Source organism: Povalibacter sp., from assembly GCF_036735925.1.
Taxonomy (GTDB): domain Bacteria; phylum Pseudomonadota; class Gammaproteobacteria; order Steroidobacterales; family Steroidobacteraceae; genus Steroidobacter.
Map to the genome: position 1 here is coordinate 1 of NZ_DAINNK010000030.1, position 17832 is coordinate 17832.

Annotated in this window: 15 protein-coding genes; 14 read left to right on the top strand and 1 reads right to left on the bottom strand. The window is 65.8% G+C overall.

From position 1 onward, the window contains the following. The first annotated feature begins 243 nt into the window (after nucleotides 1-243). Nucleotides 244-1239, top strand: coding sequence for an LLM class flavin-dependent oxidoreductase (locus V7D81_RS10965; protein ID WP_324316555.1), 996 nt, complete (start codon nucleotides 244-246; stop codon nucleotides 1237-1239). On the opposite strand, the gene V7D81_RS10970 is transcribed toward V7D81_RS10965, so the two are convergent. Beyond that, nucleotides 1240-2526 (bottom strand): O-acetylhomoserine aminocarboxypropyltransferase/cysteine synthase family protein, encoded by a 1287-nt coding sequence (locus V7D81_RS10970; RefSeq protein WP_324316556.1) that lies wholly within the window; start codon nucleotides 2524-2526, stop codon nucleotides 1240-1242. It abuts the gene before it with no gap. Nucleotides 2527-2750: 224 nt separating this feature from the next. Here V7D81_RS10970 and V7D81_RS10975 point away from each other — a divergent pair, with 224 nt between their 5' ends. The 13 genes from V7D81_RS10975 to V7D81_RS11035 all read left to right on the top strand — a co-directional run bounded on the left by V7D81_RS10975 (nucleotide 2751) and on the right by V7D81_RS11035 (nucleotide 17828). After that, complete coding sequence (locus tag V7D81_RS10975; protein ID WP_324316557.1) at nucleotides 2751-3545, top strand: class I SAM-dependent methyltransferase; 795 nt, start codon at nucleotides 2751-2753, stop codon at nucleotides 3543-3545. A 208-nt stretch (nucleotides 3546-3753) separates the two neighbouring features. Beyond that, nucleotides 3754-5115 carry an OmpP1/FadL family transporter gene (locus tag V7D81_RS10980; protein WP_324316558.1) on the top strand — a complete coding sequence of 454 codons (1362 nt, stop codon included), beginning with the start codon at nucleotides 3754-3756 and terminating at the stop codon, nucleotides 5113-5115. A gap of 577 nt (nucleotides 5116-5692) precedes the next feature. Continuing rightward, nucleotides 5693-6055, top strand: coding sequence for a hypothetical protein (locus V7D81_RS10985; protein ID WP_324316559.1), 363 nt, complete (start codon nucleotides 5693-5695; stop codon nucleotides 6053-6055). Between the two features lie 19 nt (nucleotides 6056-6074). Beyond that, a complete protein-coding gene (locus tag V7D81_RS10990) occupies nucleotides 6075-7535 on the top strand; it encodes an undecaprenyl-phosphate glucose phosphotransferase (protein ID WP_324316560.1) in 1461 nt (486 codons plus the stop codon). Continuing rightward, on the top strand, nucleotides 7525-8367 hold the full coding sequence (locus V7D81_RS10995) for a polysaccharide biosynthesis/export family protein (protein ID WP_324316561.1): 843 nt from the start codon (nucleotides 7525-7527) through the stop codon (nucleotides 8365-8367). The genes V7D81_RS10990 and V7D81_RS10995 overlap by 11 nt, the downstream gene beginning before the upstream one ends. A gap of 12 nt (nucleotides 8368-8379) precedes the next feature. Next, the gene (locus V7D81_RS11000) at nucleotides 8380-9798 is read left to right on the top strand and encodes a hypothetical protein (RefSeq protein ID WP_324316562.1); all 1419 of its coding nucleotides are present in this window, start codon (nucleotides 8380-8382) and stop codon (nucleotides 9796-9798) included. A gap of 83 nt (nucleotides 9799-9881) precedes the next feature. Further along, on the top strand, nucleotides 9882-10742 hold the full coding sequence (gene epsG, locus V7D81_RS11005) for a chain length determinant protein tyrosine kinase EpsG (protein WP_324316563.1): 861 nt from the start codon (nucleotides 9882-9884) through the stop codon (nucleotides 10740-10742). A 16-nt stretch (nucleotides 10743-10758) separates the two neighbouring features. Continuing rightward, nucleotides 10759-12054 (top strand): hypothetical protein, encoded by a 1296-nt coding sequence (locus V7D81_RS11010; protein WP_324316564.1) that lies wholly within the window; start codon nucleotides 10759-10761, stop codon nucleotides 12052-12054. Further along, a complete protein-coding gene (gene opgC / locus V7D81_RS11015) occupies nucleotides 12044-13270 on the top strand; it encodes an OpgC domain-containing protein (RefSeq protein ID WP_324316565.1) in 1227 nt (408 codons plus the stop codon). Before V7D81_RS11010 ends, opgC begins: the two co-directional genes overlap by 11 nt. Continuing rightward, the gene (locus V7D81_RS11020; protein WP_324316566.1) at nucleotides 13267-14436 is read left to right on the top strand and encodes a glycosyltransferase; all 1170 of its coding nucleotides are present in this window, start codon (nucleotides 13267-13269) and stop codon (nucleotides 14434-14436) included. The genes opgC and V7D81_RS11020 overlap by 4 nt, the downstream gene beginning before the upstream one ends. Continuing rightward, complete coding sequence (locus V7D81_RS11025; RefSeq protein WP_324316567.1) at nucleotides 14433-15419, top strand: glycoside hydrolase family 26 protein; 987 nt, start codon at nucleotides 14433-14435, stop codon at nucleotides 15417-15419. Before V7D81_RS11020 ends, V7D81_RS11025 begins: the two co-directional genes overlap by 4 nt. Nucleotides 15420-15424: 5 nt before the next feature. Then, the gene (locus V7D81_RS11030; RefSeq protein WP_324316568.1) at nucleotides 15425-16546 is read left to right on the top strand and encodes an acyltransferase family protein; all 1122 of its coding nucleotides are present in this window, start codon (nucleotides 15425-15427) and stop codon (nucleotides 16544-16546) included. Next, nucleotides 16536-17828, top strand: a complete 1293-nt coding sequence (locus tag V7D81_RS11035) for a glycosyltransferase (RefSeq protein ID WP_324316569.1) — start codon at nucleotides 16536-16538, stop codon at nucleotides 17826-17828. The genes V7D81_RS11030 and V7D81_RS11035 overlap by 11 nt, the downstream gene beginning before the upstream one ends. Nucleotides 17829-17832 lie beyond the last annotated feature (4 nt).

A 17832-nucleotide genomic window follows, 5' to 3' on the forward strand; every position in this document is an offset into this window, starting at 1 on the left:
GGGGCCGGCTTCAGCCGGCCTCTTTTCGGAAGTCAGGCTGAAGCCTGACCCACAGAATCCTCCTTCCTCCTCAGCACTCGATCACATTCACCGCCAGCCCTCCGCGCGACGTCTCCTATGGGCCATGATGATCCATCGCCGCGTCGCCGTCGTATGTATACCGCGGGTGTTGCGGAAACCGGGCCGTCGTCGCACCCTCCGGCCAGTAGCCAGTAGCCAGTAGCCAGTAGCCAGTAACCCGCAATGATTCCCTTCTCCGTCCTCGATCTCTCCCCCGTCACCGCTGGTTCGACACCGGCCCAGTCCTTCCGCAACACGCTGCAGCTCGCACAGCATGCAGAGCGCTGGGGGTATCGGCGCTACTGGCTGGCGGAGCATCACAACATGCCCGGCATCGCGAGCGCCGCAACGTCCGTGGTGATCGGATACGTTGCCGGCGGCACCTCGACGATCCGCGTCGGCGCCGGCGGCATCATGCTGCCGAATCATTCGCCGCTGGTGATCGCGGAACAGTTCGGCACGTTGGAGTCGCTGTACCCCGGGCGCATCGATCTCGGGCTCGGTCGCGCGCCGGGTTCCGATCAGCTGGCGGCGCGCGCGCTGCGTCGCAACCTGTCGTCCGATCCCGAAGAGTTCCCGCAGGACATCGTCGAGCTCATGGGCTACTTCCAGCCGGCACAGCCGAACCAGGCGGTGCGTGCCGTGCCCGGTGCGGGACTCGACGTGCCGCTGTGGATTCTGGGATCGAGCCTGTTCGGCGCGCAGGTGGCGGCGGCGTTCGGACTGCCGTTCGCCTTCGCTTCGCACTTCGCGCCGGCGCAGATGATGCAAGCGATCCAGATCTATCGCGACGGCTTCCGGCCCTCGGCGCAGCTCGAGCGGCCGTACGTCATGCTCGGCTTCAATGTCTTCGCTGCGGATACCGATGAAGAGGCGCGACTGCTCGCCAGCTCCGTGCAGCAGGCATTCGTCGCGCTGCGCACCGGACGGCCGATGCAGTTGCAGCCGCCGGTCGCCGGCTATCTCGATTCGCTGGGTGATTACGAGCGCGCCATCCTGCGCGACGTGCTGTCCTGTTCCGCCATCGGCTCGCCGCAGACGGTGCGCGAGAGCATCGAGGCCTTCGTCGCCCGCACCGGCGCGGACGAACTCATCATCGCCTGCAACATGTACGAACACGCCGCGCGCCTGCGCTCCTATGAGATCGCAGCGCAGGTGCGCGGCTCGCCGTCGTCCTGATCAGGTCTGCGCCAGCGCCTGGTCGACGTCGGCCAGGATGTCGTCGATATGTTCGATGCCGATCGACAGGCGCACGGTGTCTTCCGTGACGCCCGCCTTCTCCAGTTCCGCCGGCGACAACTGGCGGTGCGTGGTGGAGGCGGGATGGCAGGCGAGCGACTTCGCATCGCCGATGTTCACCAGCCGCGTGATGAGCTTGAGTGCATCCTGGAATTTCTCGCCGCCCTTGCGGCCGCTCTTCACGCCGAACGTCAGGATGCCCGACGCCTTGCCGCCGAGGTACTTCTTCACGAGCGCATGATCCGGATGCGACTCCAGGCCGCCGTACTTCACCCAGCTCACTTTCGCATGCCGGCTCAGGTGCTGCGCGACCTTCAGCGCGTTCTCGCTGATGCGATCCATGCGCAGTCCGAGCGTTTCGATGCCCTGCAGGATCAGGAACGCATTGAACGGCGATAGGGCCGAGCCCATGTTCCGCAGCGGCACGACGCGCGCGCGGGCGATGTAGGCCGCGGGGCCGAGCGCTTCGGTGTACACGACGCCGTGATAGCTCACGTCGGGCTCGTTCAGGCGGCGGAAGCGCTCCCTGTGCTGCGCCCACGGGAACTTGCCCGAATCGACGATGGCGCCGCCGATGCTGTTGCCGTGACCGCCGAGATACTTGGTCAATGAATGCACGACGATGTCGGCGCCGTGGTCGAACGGCCGGCACAGGTACGGCGTCGGCACCGTGTTGTCGATGATCAGCGGTACGCCGTGGGCATGCGCAATCTTGGCGATGCGCTCGAAGTCGGTGATGTTGCCGAGCGGATTGCCGACGGATTCGCAGAAGATCGCCTTGGTGCGCGCATCGATCAGCTTCGCGAACGAGTCCGGGTCGCGATAGTCGGCGAAACGCACGTCGATGCCGTACTGCGGCAGCGTATGCGCGAACAGGTTGTAGGTGCCGCCGTAGAGCGTGCTCGCGGAGACGATGTTGTCGCCGGCTTCGCTGATGGTGAGGATCGAGTACGTGACGGCCGCCTGGCCCGAGGACAGCGCCAGCGCGCCGATGCCGCCCTCCAGCGCCGCGATGCGCTGTTCGAGCACCGCGTTGGTCGGGTTCATGATGCGCGTGTAGATGTTGCCTTCGACCTTGAGGTCGAAGAGATCCGCGCCATGCTGCGTACTGTCGAACGCATAGGCGACCGTCTGATAGATCGGCACGGCCACGGATCGTGTCGTGGGATCGGGTGTGTAGCCGCCGTGCACGGCGATCGTTTCCGGTTTCCAGCTCGGTTGAGACATCGGGAGCTCCCGCGTTGAGTTTGAGACGTGCGATCCCGCTGATCGCCCGGGGCCAAACTTAAGGTACGCATGACGCGAAAGTCCAACCGGCGGCGCTCCGCCTGTGGGGCCGGCTTCAGCCGGCCTTGGGAGATGTCAGGCTAAAGCCTGACCCACAAGCGGGAACCGCAGCCCCGACCGATGCGTACTCATATACCCGGCCGACCGTAGGGAAGAGGGGCACCGTGCTGGACAGGTTCTTTGCCGCCAACCGTCGCATTTCCCAGGCACTGACGCCGCGGCACATCGACGAAGCCAATGTCTTCGGCGCCTTTCGCAAGATAGGCGCCCTGTTGCTGTCGCGTCCCGACGTGCGCACCGTCGTGGACGTCGGCGCCGGCAAGCGCTGGCATTTTCCGCGTCACTACAAGCGCTGGTACGACATCCACCTGATCGGACTCGACATCGACGCGGCCGAAATGGCATCGAACGATGCGCTCGACGAAAGAATCGAATGCGATGTTTCGGCGACGATCCCGCTGTCCGACGATTCGGCAGACCTGTTCATGGTCCACTCCGGCATCGAACACTTCCCCGACAATCAGAAATTCCTCGAAAGCGCGCTGCGCATCCTGCGTCCCGGCGGATTCCTCGTCGCGCAGTTTCCCAGTCGCTATGCGCCTTTCGTCCTTGCGAACCGTCTGCTGCCCGAACGCGTCAGCCGTCGCGTGCTGGATCGCGCGATGGGCGAGCGCGCGAAGCTGCTGGGCTTTCGCGCACACTACGATCGCACCGACTACGCTGCGTTCCGGCACATGTTCATGCAGGTCGGCTTCGAGGAGCTGTACCACCTGCCTGGCTACAGCAGCAGCGCCTACTGCGAGTTCTTCCTGCCGCTGTTCGCGCTCTCTTATATGTATGACGCGCTGACCTTCACGCTCGGCATCCGGCAGCTCGCGTCCTACAATTTCTGGGTGCTGCGCAAGCCGACACCGCATCCCGAAACGGAACCGTTGCGGTTGTATGCGTGGATGAGGTGAGGAGAGGAGAGAGTCGGGCCGCAAAAGACCGCATAAAAGAAAGTAGGGACTTTGCTTCAATTTCTTTCATGCGGTCTTTGCGGCTCTTCCGCAGCGACTTCGGCAATAACAGCAGAACAATCGCACGATCTCGGACATTGCGAATGTTGCACCTGCACGTCGTGACGTAATAGCTCGGGTGACATCTTCTGCATCGTCGAGGTCCATCATGCATCGCATCTTCGTATCCGCGCGCAACCCGATTCGTCTGGCCGTCGCTTCGGCATTGATGCTGGCGAGCAGCCAGTCGCTGGCTTCCGGTTTTGCATTGCTGGAGCAGAGCGCGAGCCGCCTCGGTACCGCGTTCTCGGGAACGGCTGCGGCAGCGGACGACGCGACGACGCTTTTCTACAACGCAGCCGGCATGCTGAAGCTCGATCAGGCGCAGATCGGCGTCGTCGCCAGCGGCATCGGCATCAGCTCCAGGTTCGACGATGAAGGATCGCTGCCCGCGCTCGGTCAGACGCTGGGCACGGAAGGCGGCGACGCCGGCAGCTTCCAGGGCGTGCCGGCGCTGTATGTCGTCGTGCCGTTCAACGAAGACATCGCCGCGGGCTTTGCCTTCAACGTGCCGTTCGGCCTCACGCTGGAATACGACGACGACTGGATCGGTCGCTTCCAGGCACTGAAGTCCGAGATCAAGACCTACAACTTCAATCCGTCGCTGGCGTTCCGTCTCAACGACCACGTGTCGCTCGGTTTCGGCCTCAGCTATCAGCGCATGCAGGCCGAGCTGACCAATGCGGTGAACTATACGGCCGCGATCGCCGCAGTATCGCCGGCACTGGTGCCGCTCAATCCGGGGTTGCAGGGCGGCCTGGTGGTGCGCGGCGACGACTCGGCGTGGGGATTCAATGCCGGCGTGCTGCTCGAGTTCACGCCGCGCACGCGGCTCGGACTGTCCTATCGATCCTCGATCGCCTACGAAGTCGACGGCACTGTGAATTTCTCGCCGCCGACGCCGACGAATCCGGCGGGCGCCGCCATCGTCGCTGCGGCGTCTGCACCCGGCGGTGCACTCTCCGACGGCGGTGCCACGGTCGGTATCGAGCTTCCAGATATCGCGACGGCTTCCTTTTACCAGGCCATCGGCGATCGCGCGGAGCTGCTCGTCGATGTTGCGTGGACCGGCTGGAGCAGCGTGCAGTATCTCGACGTCGTCCGCGACAACGGCGTGGTGCTGTCGAGCACGCCGGAGCTGTGGGAAGACACCTGGCGCTACGCCATCGGCATGACATGGAAGTTGAACGATGCGTGGAAGCTGCGCGGCGGTCTGGCGTACGACGAAACGCAGGTGCCCGATGCCACCCGCACGGCGCGCCTGCCCGATACCGATCGCAAGTGGGTCGCGATCGGCGCGCACTGGGAGCCGTCGTCGTCGTGGCTGATCGATGTCGGCTACGCACATCTATTCAGCAGCGACACGCCGATCGAACAGAACGACGGCAGCACGGCGCGCAGCGGTCTGCTGCTCGGGCAGCAGGAGTCCGCTGTCGACATCGTGAGCGCGCAACTTTCCTTCCGCTTCTGAAACGACACTGTCGCTGCGCGGAGTCATCGCTGCGCATCAAACGGAACGATGTCGAACGTCCGCGCAGCGACGAACCTGCTGTCCCGATTTCATCAATTCTTCATCTGATGCGCTGATCGTTGCGATCACGCGCCAATTCATCTCACGCGGGAACAAACCTTCTGCGTCGATGATTCTGAGCGCGACGCCGATCGTTCTGCGTCACGTTCTCTCGAAGCACTGTCTCTGTCACCTGAAAGCGACTTTCGCTTTCATCGGTTGATTGATGCACGTTGAAGCAGCGTTGCAGCGCTCTCGCGAGTCGTGATTGGTGCAGAACGCACAGCGAGAGATGCGCGTCGTGATGAGCAGACGCGGCAGAAAAGGAGGGACGCAGTGGAAATGTCGGTGCAACGACCACAAGCGAACGCAGCTTCGCTGTCGAGTCGGTCACGTGCGACGCACGTTCGAGGATGGGAACGGGTTTTGCTTGAGAAAGAAGAGAACAGGGATGACGGGCAGCTGGATAGAGGGGGCTTTTACGCAGGCGCAGCGACAACGCAGCGGTGCCTGTCGGGTAAATCAATACGGAGCCTCTATGCGCGCCAGAAAATTTGAATCGTATGTGCTGGTATCGATGATCCTGCTCGCGCCGTCCGCGGTACTGGCGGAGACAGCGCCGGCACAGGGCCCGACGACGCGGGCCGCGACGGAGCTGCACCTGGCTCAGGTGCATCCGGCGTCGAGATCCACGCAGGCGATGCCGCGCGTCGAATCTTTACAGCTTGCCGGTCTTTCGCCGACGGCGGAGGCCCGCGCTGCCACGCTCGATGAAGTGCAGCCCGCGAGCCACTCCACCACGAAGGATCTGCTGGCGCTGATCCTGGTCGGCGCGATGCTCGTGGCCTATCAACTGTTTCGCAAGCATCGCCTGCTGCGACAGCAGCCCTTCAGCCTCTGACTCCCTGGGGTAGGGGCGCATGAGCAGCACCGGCTATTCAGAACGACCGGCGATGCCGGATATTGCCGCGCGTCCGTTGCGCGACCGCGCCGGCGACGTCAGCGCGAGCGAACCGGTGTCGGTGTTCGCGCTGAAGTCGCTGCTGTATCCGATCATCCCCGTCGTCACGCTGCTGGCATGCCTGTTCTGGTGGAACAAGCCGCTGCTCGGTCCGCATCTGCTGGTCGGCGTTCTGGCCTTTCTCGGCGTTGCCGATCTGCTGGACGTCGTGCCGCTGCGCATCACGCCGGCCAGCGTCATGGCATTGCGTTCGCTGCTGGACATCATGCTGCGCTGGGGCGTGCTCATGGTGTTCATCTATCTGTTGCTGCGCCTGTCGACGCTCGGCATGTATTTCAGCGGACCGGTGCTCACCACCTGGGCCATCGTCACGCCGTTTGCGCTCTGGCTCGGCGAACTGGGGGCGCAGCAGTTCCTGTCGCGTCGTTCGGCAAAGCAGCGCACGCGCCGCGCCGTGATCGTCGGTGCGACCGGCATCGGCGTGCAGCTCGAACAGACGCTCGCTGCCCGGCCGACGCTGCAGGTGAGCGTGGCCGGCTACTTCGAGGATCGATCCGTACCGCGCATACCGTCCGAGTGCGTCGAGCGGCTGCTGGGCGATCTTCCCGATGTCGCCGCGTACGTCAGCCGTCATCGCGTCGACATCGTCTACATCACGCTGCCGATGGCGCCGCAGCCGCGCATCATCGAACTGCTCAATTCGCTGCGCGATTCCACCGCGTCGATCTATTTCGTGCCGGACCTCAAGGTCTTCGAACTGGTGCAGCCGCGCTTCGACCTGGTCGACGGCATTCCCGTCATCGCCGTCTGCGAATCGCCGTACTACGGCGTGCGCGGCCTGGCGAAGCGCGTCAGCGACGTCCTCATCTCTGGATCGGCGCTGTTCGTGCTGTTGCCGGTGCTGGCGGCGGTGGCGGCCGGCGTGAAGCTGAGTTCGCCCGGACCGGTCATCTACCGGCAACGCCGCTACGGACTCGATGGTCGCGAGATCACCGTCTACAAGTTCCGCTCGCTCAGCGTCGTCGAGGACGGCGTCACCAGCTACACGCAGGTCGGCCGCAACGATTCGCGCGTGACGCCGTTCGGCGCCTTCATCCGCAAGACCTCGCTCGACGAACTGCCGCAGCTCTTCAACGTGCTGAAGGGCGACATGAGCATCGTCGGCCCGCGCCCGCACGCGGTCGCCGTCAACGAGCAGTACCGCAAGCAGATCCCGGGTTACATGGTGCGCCACAAGGTGAAGCCGGGCATCACCGGCTGGGCGCAGGTGAACGGCTATCGCGGCGGCGACGATCTCGATTCCATGACGATGCGCATCACCTACGACATCGAGTATCTGCGTCATTGGTCGCTGGGTCTGGACCTGATCATCATGCTGAAGACGGCATCCATCATCTGGAACGACAGACATGCGTACTGAGAGGAAGGGCTACAGGCTACAGGCTGCAGGCTATGGGCCGCAGATGGTGATGATGGCGGTGGCGGCTCTCTGTCTCGTGCTGGCGACGGCGGTTCATGCGAACGGCGGCCCCGCGCCGAGCGACTACAAAGTCGGGCCTGGCGATCTGGTGAAGATCACGGTCTACGGCGCGCCGGACATGTCGACCGAAGTGCGCGTCGCCGAATCGGGCGGCATCACCTGTCCGCTGATCGGTTCGGTGCAGGTGGCCGGACTGTCGACGAGCGAAATGGAGAAGCTGCTCGCGACGCGCTACGTCGATGGCGGCTTTCTGCGTCAGCCGCAGATCGCGGTGCTGATCACGGAATTCATGAGCCAGAAGATTTCGGTGCTGGGGCACGTCACCAGGCCGGGACAGTATCCGCAGCGCGGCAGCGCCAATGTGCTCGGACTGATCGCCGAAGCCGGCGGCGTCGATTTCAAGACCGCCGCCGATCGCGCCACGCTGACCCGCGCCGACGGCACGCACGCGGAGATCGATCTGGAAAAACTCTTCGACGGCGATCCGGGCCAGAACCTCGCCGTCGGCGGCGGCGATCGCATCTACATCCCGAAGGCGGATCAGTTCTATGTCTATGGCCAGGTGCAGAAGCCGGGGCAATACAAGCTCGAACGCAACATGACCGTGTCGCGCGCGATCTCCGCCAGCGGCGGGTTGACGGCGCGCGGCACCGAGCGGCGCGCGATCGTGAAGCGTCGCGGACCGGATGGCGAAGAGAAGGAGTACGGGGTGAAGGGCACCGACGTGCTGCGGCCCGACGACATCCTGTTCATCAAGGAAAGTTTCTTCTGAAGCGAGGCAGGCATGAGTTTCACGCAGCTGCTGACGATTCTCTGGGCCCGACGCCAGTTCCTGGTCTTCACGGTGATCGGCGTGGTGGCGGTCGCCTGGCTGGCGTGGCTCGTCATGCCCAAGACCTACGTGGCGACCACGTCGGTCGTGATCAACACGCGCGCCGATGATCCGCTCACGGGTGCCACGCCGAACGCGCCGTCGACGGCCGCCATTCTCGCCACGCAGATGGATGTGATCGCGAGCCGCGCCGTCGCGCTCAAGGTGACGGACATGCTCAGGCTGCCGACCGACGAAGCGGCGGCGGAAGCAGCCGATCTGCCGGCGCGCCCGCGCGAGGGCTGGGCGAACGAGCTGCTGCAGAAGCTCACCGTCAAGCCGGTGGCGGACAGCAGCGTCGTGCGCATCCGCGTCGAGGACGAAGATCCGAAGTTCGCCGCCGACGTGGCCAACGGGTTCGCCGAGGCCTACATGCAGACCAGCCTCAACCTGCGCCTCGATCCGGCCAAGCGACAAAGCGTGTGGTTCGACGAGCAGCTCACGCGGCTGCGCGGCGTCGTCGAGGATCGACGCCAGAAACTCTCGGAGTACCAGCGCACGCACGGCATCGTCGCGACCACCGAGCGCATGGACGTCGAGAACGCGCGGCTGGAAACGCTCTCGCGGCAACTGCTGGAAGCGCAGCGCACGGCCCAGGAAACCAGTGCGCGCGTGCGGCAGTCGACGCAGGCCATGAGCGGCGATCGGCTGTCCGAAGTCCCGGAAGTGATGGGCAATGCGCTGCTGCAGAACCTCAAGGGCGATCTGATCCGCGCCGAAGGCCGGCTCGCCGAGCTGAGCGAGCGCTACGGCAGCAATCATCCGCAGTACATCGCCGCGCGCGCCGAGATCGATTCGATCCGGCAGAAGATGTCGGCCGAGATTTCCCGCGTGCGCGGCTCGATCGAACAGACGGCGCAGATCTCGCAGCGCGAAGTGTCGGACCTGCAGCGCGCGTACGACGAGCAGAAGCAGCACATCCTGGAACTCACGCGCCAGCGCGACGAGCTTTCGGTGCAGGATCGCGAAGTGCAGACCGCACAGGCCGCGTACGACGCCGCCCTGCAACGCGCCAGCCAGCTGCGGCTGCAAAGCCAGTTCAACGAGACCAGCGTGGCCGTGCTCGACAACGCGCTGCCGCCGCAGTCGCCCGCCGGCATGGGCTTCGTCACCACCACCGCGCTGTCATTGGTATTCGGCGCGCTGCTGGGCGCGGCGCTGGCGCTGATGCTCGAGATGATCGATCGCCGCGTGCGCGACGGCGACGAACTGGTGCGCGTCGCCGGTCTCGAAGTGCTGGGCGAAGTGCCGCGGCTGCGCGCGAGTTTCAAGCCGGCACGGATCGCCGCCGCGCGCGGGCAGCGGACCCTGCTGGAAGGTGGCGCGGCGTAGTGCGCCGACACATTCATATGTTCCTTCCCCCGCAAGCGGGGGAAGGGGTCGGAGTGTCAACCAGAGGCTGACGGAAGCACTTTATGGCGATCAACCCCATCAGCGAGTCGAGCCGGTCGCATCAGCCCATCGGCGAATTGCTCGCGCAGTCGGCGCGCCTGACGGAGCACGACATCAAGCGCGTGCTGGCGCACCAGCGCAAGCGCGGGCTGCGCTTCGGCGAGGCGGCCCGCAGCCTCGGGCTCGTGACCGCCGAGGACATCCAGCAGGCGCTGTCGCGCCAGTTCAGCTATCCGTACATCCGCCGCGGCGAATCGGGACTGCATCCGATGCTGGTGTCCGCCTATCAGCCGTTCGGTCCGGCTGCCGAGGCGTTCCGGATGCTGCGCAGCCAGCTGATGCTGCGCTGGTTCGACAAGGGACGGAAAGTGCTCGCCGTGGGTGCGCCGCGTTCGGGCACCGGCTGCAGCACCCTGACAGCGAACCTTGCCGTGAGCTTTGCCCAGCTCGGCGAACGCACCCTGCTGCTCGATGCGAACTTCCGCAGTCCGGCGCAGCACCAGCTCTTCGGCATGTCGGCGGAAACGGGTCTGGCGGACGTGCTTCTCGGACGCTCCAGCGTCGAGAAATCCATCGTCTCCATTGCGCAGCTCAATGGACTGGCGGTGCTGTGCGCCGGCCCGATTCCGCCGAACCCGCACGAACTGCTGAGCAGCCGCGCGATGCAGTACCTGCTGGAGCTCGCCAGCGAGATCTACGACGTCGTCATCGTCGATGCGCCGCCCATCCTGGAATACGCGGACGCGCAGATGATCGCTTCGCGCGCCGGCGGCTACGTGCTCGTGACGCGCCGGCATCGCACGCGCATGAACGATGTCAGCGCCGTGCAGGAAAGGCTCGAACCGTCGGGCGCGACCCTGCTCGGCGCCATCGTCAACGATTGATCGCGGAGCAGGGCGGATGGCGGCGGCGCAGACAGTCAACCACGCACTCGGATCGCAGTTCGTCGCGGCATCCGCTGCCGCGCCGCGTCGTGCCGGGTCCGTCTGGCTGACGCGCGTCATCGTGTTCACGCCGGTGGTCTTCGCCACGCTGCTGGCGAAGTTCACGCTGCCGGGACTGAACATTCCGTCCATCGGCATGCTGTTTCCGATGGTCATCATCGCCGTGGCGGCGGGGCTCGCGACGGGCCGGCTGCAGCCGGTGCCGATGCGGCTCGCGCTGTTCCTGCTGATGCTTTCGGTGCTGGCGCTGATCCAGATCTGGCGCGGGGAGGTTTTCTCGCTGCCGTCGCTGGCGATGATGGCCGTGCTCGGCTTCGCCTACGTGCCGGCGGCGCGGCGCGGCACCGTGACGCAGGAGGATGCGCTGCGCTTCTTCTGCAATCTCACGGCGTTGATTGCGCTCGCCGGCGTCATCCAGTTCACGCTGCAGTTCGTCGGCGGCAAGGCGTTCGCGTTTCCGATCGAAACGTTCGTGCCCGACTGGCTGCGCACCCGCGGCTACAACGACATCGCGCCGCTGTACTACGGCGCGAAGATCTACAAGGCCACCGGCTTCGTGATGCTGGAGCCGTCGGTGTTCTGCCAGCTGTGCGCGCTCGGTCTCACCGCCGAGCTGGTCCATCGCAACCGCGGCTGGCGCATGGCCGCCTACGCGGCCGGCATCGTGGTGTCGTATTCGGGCACGGGCCTTTTGATTCTCGCGGTCACCCTGCCGGTGCTGGTCATCCTCTACCAGCGCTGGGATCTGCTGCTGCGCGGTCTGCTGCTGCTCGCCGTTCTCGCGCTGCTGGTCGAGCCGCTGAATCTGAATGTCACGCTCAATCGCGCGAGCGAATTCAGTTCCTCGGGCGGATCCAGCGCCTTCATCCGCTTCGTCGGCTGGATGAACCTGTTCGCGGACAAGCTCTGGACGGATCCGGCGCGGGCCCTGTTCGGCTACGGCGCAGGCACCTTCTTTTCGGCTGCCGAGGTCTACCGCGCCGGCGAGATGGCGCATGCCAAGATCTTTTTCGAGTTCGGCGTGGTCGGCGGCCTGCTGTACTTCGTCTTCCTGTTCTATTGCTTCCTGAGTTCGCGCGCGCCGCTGGCGCTGCGCATCGGCGTGCTGGCTGCGTATTTCATGAACGGCGCCTACTCGCCGTCGGTGACGGGCATCGCGACGTCGCTGCTGCTCTGGCCCGCGCTGCCCGTGGCGACGCAATCACGCGCCCGACAGCTGCCGGGGGAACCGGAGGTGGCCGATGCGAAGTGAAACGGCACGAGCCGCGCTGCCGCAGCGCGATGCCGCCATCGACCTGGTCCGCGGCGCCGGCATCCTCATGATCGGCATCGATCATCTGGAATTCCTGTGCGAGAAACTTGCCGGCGACGGCTTCATCAATCCGTTCGTCACCTGGCTGCGCATCGGCTGGTCGGGCGCGGCCGAGTTCTTCGTGTTCTTCTCCGGCTACCTCGCCGGCATCGTGTACCTGAAGACGCTGCAGACGCATGGCGCCGGCATGATGTGGGCGCGCGCGGCGCAGCGCTCCTGGCACATCTACGTGGTGAACCTGCTCACGCTGTGCGCGGTGCTCATGCTGCTGCGGCTGCCGCTGCTGTGGAGCCCGGAAGTCAACGAGGCGTCGCGGCTCGGCGCATTGATGGGGCCGCAGGCCGGCGCCGCGATTGCCGGATTCCTCGGACTGCAGTTCGCGCCGCTGTATTTCGAGATCCTGAATCTCTACATCGTCCTGCTGCTGCTCGTGCCGTTCGTGATCCTGCTGTCCCGGCTCAGTGCCGGGCTCGCTCTCGCGCTGTCGTTCGCCGTCTGGCTCGCCGTGCAGGTGAACGCCGCGCATGAATTTGCGCCCTGGCTGGGCAGGCACGGCAACTTCAATCCGTTCGGCTGGCAGTTCGTGTTCGTGCTCGGCGCGCTCGCCGGCATGCACGACGTCTTCCGCCGCCTGCGCGAGCGTTTCCCGCGCGAACGGCTGTTCGTCGTCAGCGGTTCGATTCTGCTGGCGGCGTTCGTCGTCAAAGCAGTCGATCGCAGCGGCTGGTCGTTGCCGCTGATCGGTGCGTTCGACGTTCCCGGCTACGACAAGCCGAATCTCGGTGCGCTGCAGGTCGCGCACTTCCTCGTGTCCGTGGTCTTCGTCATGCAGATCGTGCCGCGCACCGCCGCCGCGCTGGCATCGCGGCCGGTGCGCGCGGTGATCGACGTCGGCCGGCGGTCGCTCGAATGCTTCTGCATGAGCACGATCCTCGTGTACGTGCTGGCAGCCCTGCTGTCGCGTGCCGGAACCTTCGAGCCGGCCGCGCTGCTGCTGGCGGGGGCGGCCATCGTGATCGGCCTGTGCGTGTTTGCCCGGCTCGTCGACTGGATCGATGCCAGGCCCTGGCGCGGAGCGCGCCGCACGCCGAAGGACGGTAAGGAAGAGAAGGCGCAGGCCGGAGTCGACGCGGCCATCGTCAGGAGAGCCGCATGACCGCCGTGTTGCTGATCGCGAGTGCCTGCTTTTTCGTGCTGGCGGTCCATCCGTTCACGATCTATCCGCTGTCGCTGCTGCTGCTGCGGGCGCTCGGCGTGACCGATGCCGCGCGCGGCAACCGGACCGCGACGGCGGCGCCGCGTCCGCTGCGTTTTGCGATCTGCATGTGCGCGTACAACGAGGAGCGCGTCATCGGGCAGAAGATGCGCAACCTCATGCAGCTGCTGGAGCGCGAGCCCGGACTGCAGATCCTGGTGTACGTCGACGCATCGAGCGACCGCACCGCGCAGCTCCTGCAGCCCTATGCCGACCGGATCTTCCTGCACGTCAGCGCCGAGCGGCATGGCAAGACCTGCGGCATGAACCTGCTGTCGGCGCGTGCCGATGCGGACGTGCTGGTGTTCACCGATGCCAACGTCATGCTCGACCCGGCCTGTCTCGACGACCTGCGGCGACACTTCGCCGATCCGCAGATCGGCTGCGTCTGCGGCAATCTCAACTACATCAACGGCGATGCGTCGATCACTGCGGCGTCGGGATCGCTGTACTGGCGCTTCGAAGAGGCGCTGAAGCGTCTGGAATCCCAGACCGGGTCGATGATCGTCGCCGACGGATCGATCTTCGCCGTGCGCCGCGAACTGCGGCACGCGCCGCCGGATCACATCATCGACGACATGTACGTGTCGCTGATGACCTTGATCGACGGTCACCGCGTCATCCAGGCGCCGGACGTGCGCGCCTACGAGGAATCGGTGGCGAAGAGTTCCGAGGAGTTCAATCGCAAGATCCGCATCGCCTGCCAGGCCTTCAACGTGCACCGGCTGCTGTGGCCGCGGCTGCGGCGCCTGGACTGGCTGACCCGCTACAAGTATGTCTCGCACAAGCTGCTGCGCTGGCTGAGCATCTTCTTCCTCGGGATCGCGGCGCTGGCGTTCGTCGCGGCGCTCGTGAGCGCCGGCTATCCCATGATCGCGCTCGGCGTCGTCGTCGCGGCGACACTCTGCGGCCTGCTGGGACATCTCTGGTCCATCAGACCTTTCGCCCAGGTCGTCGACCTGCTGCTGGCCCTGCTCGGCGCGGGCCTCGGCGTGCTGCGCTCGCTGCGCGGCGAGCGCTTCCAGACCTGGACGCCGGCCGACTCGATTCGCGGAGGTGCCAAGTGAAGCGACGCACGCTGATCGCTTCGCTGCTGGCTGCGGGCAGCTATCCGGCATGGCGCGGCGTTGCTGCGGAACCGAAGCCGCCGCGCCTGCTCGACGGCGGACGGGCGCGGCTGGGCGTGTATCTCGGCGCGGGCTGCGCGGGCACGGAACGATTGCCTGCCTACCAGCAATGGTTGAAGCGCGACGTCGATCAGACGCTGGAGTTCGTGTCGTGGGACGTGCTCAAGGCGGCCGGCGCCTGGGCCATCAAGTGCTGGAGCACGGCCGACCGGAAGTCCGTCGTGTATTCGCTGCCCATGTTGCCGCCGAACCGTTCCGCCAGGCTGGCCGACGGCGCCGCGGGAAAGTTCGACGAACTGTTCGCGAAGTACGCCGCGCTGCTGGTGAAGTGGGGCTACGGCGAGTCCGTCATCCGCATCGGCTGGGAATTCAATGCGAACTGGTATGCATGGGATGCGAGCAAGGACCCGACGTCCTGGATCGCGTACTGGCGTCGCATCGTCTCCATCATGCGCAAGACTTCCGGCGCCGCGTTCAAGTACGACTGGTGCCCGGCCGCGGCCGCACGCGGTTTCGATGCAGCCAAGGCCTATCCCGGCGATGACTACGTCGACATCGTCGGACTCGATTTCTACAACATGCCGATCGGCCAGCCGGACGACTCGCCCGAGGGCCGCTGGCAGGCGCGCATGAACATGCAGCATGGACTCCAGTGGCAGCGCGATTTCGCGAAGAGCCGCGGCAAGCCCCTCTCGATGCCGGAGTGGGGCACGGGCGTCCACAAGAAGTGGGGCGGTCCGGCCGACGATCCGTACTTCATCGATCGCATGGCCGCCTGGATCGCCGACAGTCCGGTCGTCTATCACAACTACTGGGAATACTGGGCGAAGGATTTCGACACCCAGCTCGCGCGCGGCAAGCAGCCGGGCGCGAGCGCCGCGTTTCTGCGTCACTTCGGCGGCAGTGCTGCGGCAGGCGCGTGATTCCCATGTACGCGCCCGGCGAAAAGAAGAAGGACTTCAATGCCGCATTGAACGGCTACCGCGGCCTGTGCGCGTCGCTGGTGTTCGTGTTCCATCTCGGCAGCGCCGGCATCGTCGCCTGGCCGTCGGGTTCGCTGCCGGCCGACCTGCTCGGCACGCTGTGGCATTCGCTGACCTACGGCGTCGAGATGTTCTTCATGATCAGCGGCTTCGTCATCCTCGGCAGCCTGCTGCGGCATCGGAGCATCGGCGCATTCCTGCAGGATCGCGTCAGTCGCATCTTCTCCGCGTGGGTGCCGGCCCTGTGCGCCGTCACCGCCGTGTGCATCCTGATGCAGATCCCGCCGGTGGACGATCGCAGCGCCGGCAGTGCGGCCGCGCTGTTCGTCGGCAACCTGTTCCTGCTGCCGCCGATCGTGCGCTTTCCGATGATCCACCAGGTGTCGTGGAGCCTGAGCTACGAGTGGGTTTTCTATCTCACCGCCGCGGTCGGACTGTTCCTGTATCGCCGCGCGCAGCCGCGCTACGCGCTGCTGACCCTGTGGTTCGCGCTGGGTGCGCTGTTCGTGATGCTGTTTCCGCGCGCGCTGTTCTTCCTGACGGGCGTCATTGTCTTCTACTACCGCGACTGGTTCGCGGCGCGCATGCGCTGGCTGAAATTCCCGGCGCTCAGCTTCCTGGTGTTCCTGTTCGCGTGGTCCGCGACGGGTGCCTTCATGGCGCATCTGAACGACACCGTGTTCGATTTCCTGCTCGACGGCCGCTGGATCGCGCTGCTGGTCGCGTTCGTCGCCTCGCTGCATCTGTTCGCCAGCGTCACCCTCGATGCGAGCCGGCAGACCGGATTCCTGTGCGGTCGCACGTTCCAGTTCCTCGGCAACATCAGCTACAGCTTCTATCTCTGGCACACGCTGGTGATGGCGCTGTTCAAGCGCCTCGTGCTCGCCTACGTGGTGCCCGAGTACGGCAACAGCGTGGGTCTCGTCGTGTTCGGCATCGCATCGCTGCTGGTGGCGCTGCCGGTGTCGTGGATTTCCTGGCGCCTGTTCGAAGTGAAGCTGGCGGCGGCCATGCGCGAATGGTTCCGGCGCCGCACTGAAGTGGGAGGCCCCGTTCGTGCAACCTGAGTCCGGCAACGCTCTGCGCATTCTCTGGATCGCCCGCTACATGCCGTATCCCGCCGATGCCGGCGCCAAGGTCTATTCGGCGAAACTCGCGGAGTCGCTGGCCGCGGCGGGCGCCAGCGTGCGCTTCCTCGGGTTCGGCGCCGCCGGTGCCGCACCGCCGGAAGCGCAGCACGTCGAGTGGGTGTCCGTGCCGGACGGGCGCCGCAGCGAATGGCTCGCATTGTTCTCGCGACTGCCGAACGGTGCGGCCGTCGATGCGAGTCCCGGCTACCGGCGCCTGCTCGAAGAACAGCTGCGCGAAGCATGGGATGCGATCGTGCTCGACACCTATGCGGCCGGCTGGGCGCTCGACCGTTGCCTGGCGCAGCGCTTCACGGCGCAGCCGCCGCCGGCGATCGTGCATGTCTCGCACAATCACGAAGCCGCCGTCTGGCGCGATCTGTCCGCCTCGGCCAGCGGCTCGCTGGCGCGTCGCTTCGTCGTCCGGCTGAACGCGCTCAAGGTACGGGCGCTGGAACAGCGCGTCGTCCGTCACGTCGATCTGCTGACGACCATCACGGACGAGGATCGCGCAGCGCTGACGCGGGCCGGCGACGGTCCGCAGGCCATCACGCTCACGCCCGGCTACTCCGGCACCGTCGCCGCGCCGCGCAGCATCGATGCGGCGACGCCGCGGCGGGTAGCGATCGTCGGCTCGTTCCACTGGGTGATGAAGCAGGAGAATCTGCGGCGCTTCGTGCAGACCGCGGATACGGTGTTCGCGCAGCACGACATCCAGCTCGACATCATCGGCGCCGTTCCCGACAGGCTGCGCGAGGAACTCGCAGCGAATGCGCGCGCGACGCGCTTCCTCGGATTCGTGGACGATCCCGTCGCCTGTCTGGCGCAGGCGAGGATGGCCGTCGTGCCCGAAGTCATCGGCGGCGGCTTCAAGCTGAAGTTCCTCGACTATCTGTTCGCGCGCGTGCCCATCGCAACCCTGGCCGATGCGGCCGCCGGACTGCCGCCGTCGCTGCGCGAACACATGCTGCTGCGCGACGATCTCGAGTCGCTCACGGCCGGCATCGTTGCCGACATCGACCGTTTCGACCTGCTCGACCGGCGCCAGGAACAGGCCTACGAGGTGGCGCGTTCGCTGTACCGGTGGCAGGACCGCGGCACGCAACTGGGCCGCGCCATTGCGCAGATCCATCGCCGACAGCGGGTCGGCGAAGATCCTTCGGCCCGGAACGGGCCAGCCACGGCACTGAAGCGTCTCAGTGCCTCCACTCCCGTCAAATGAGGCA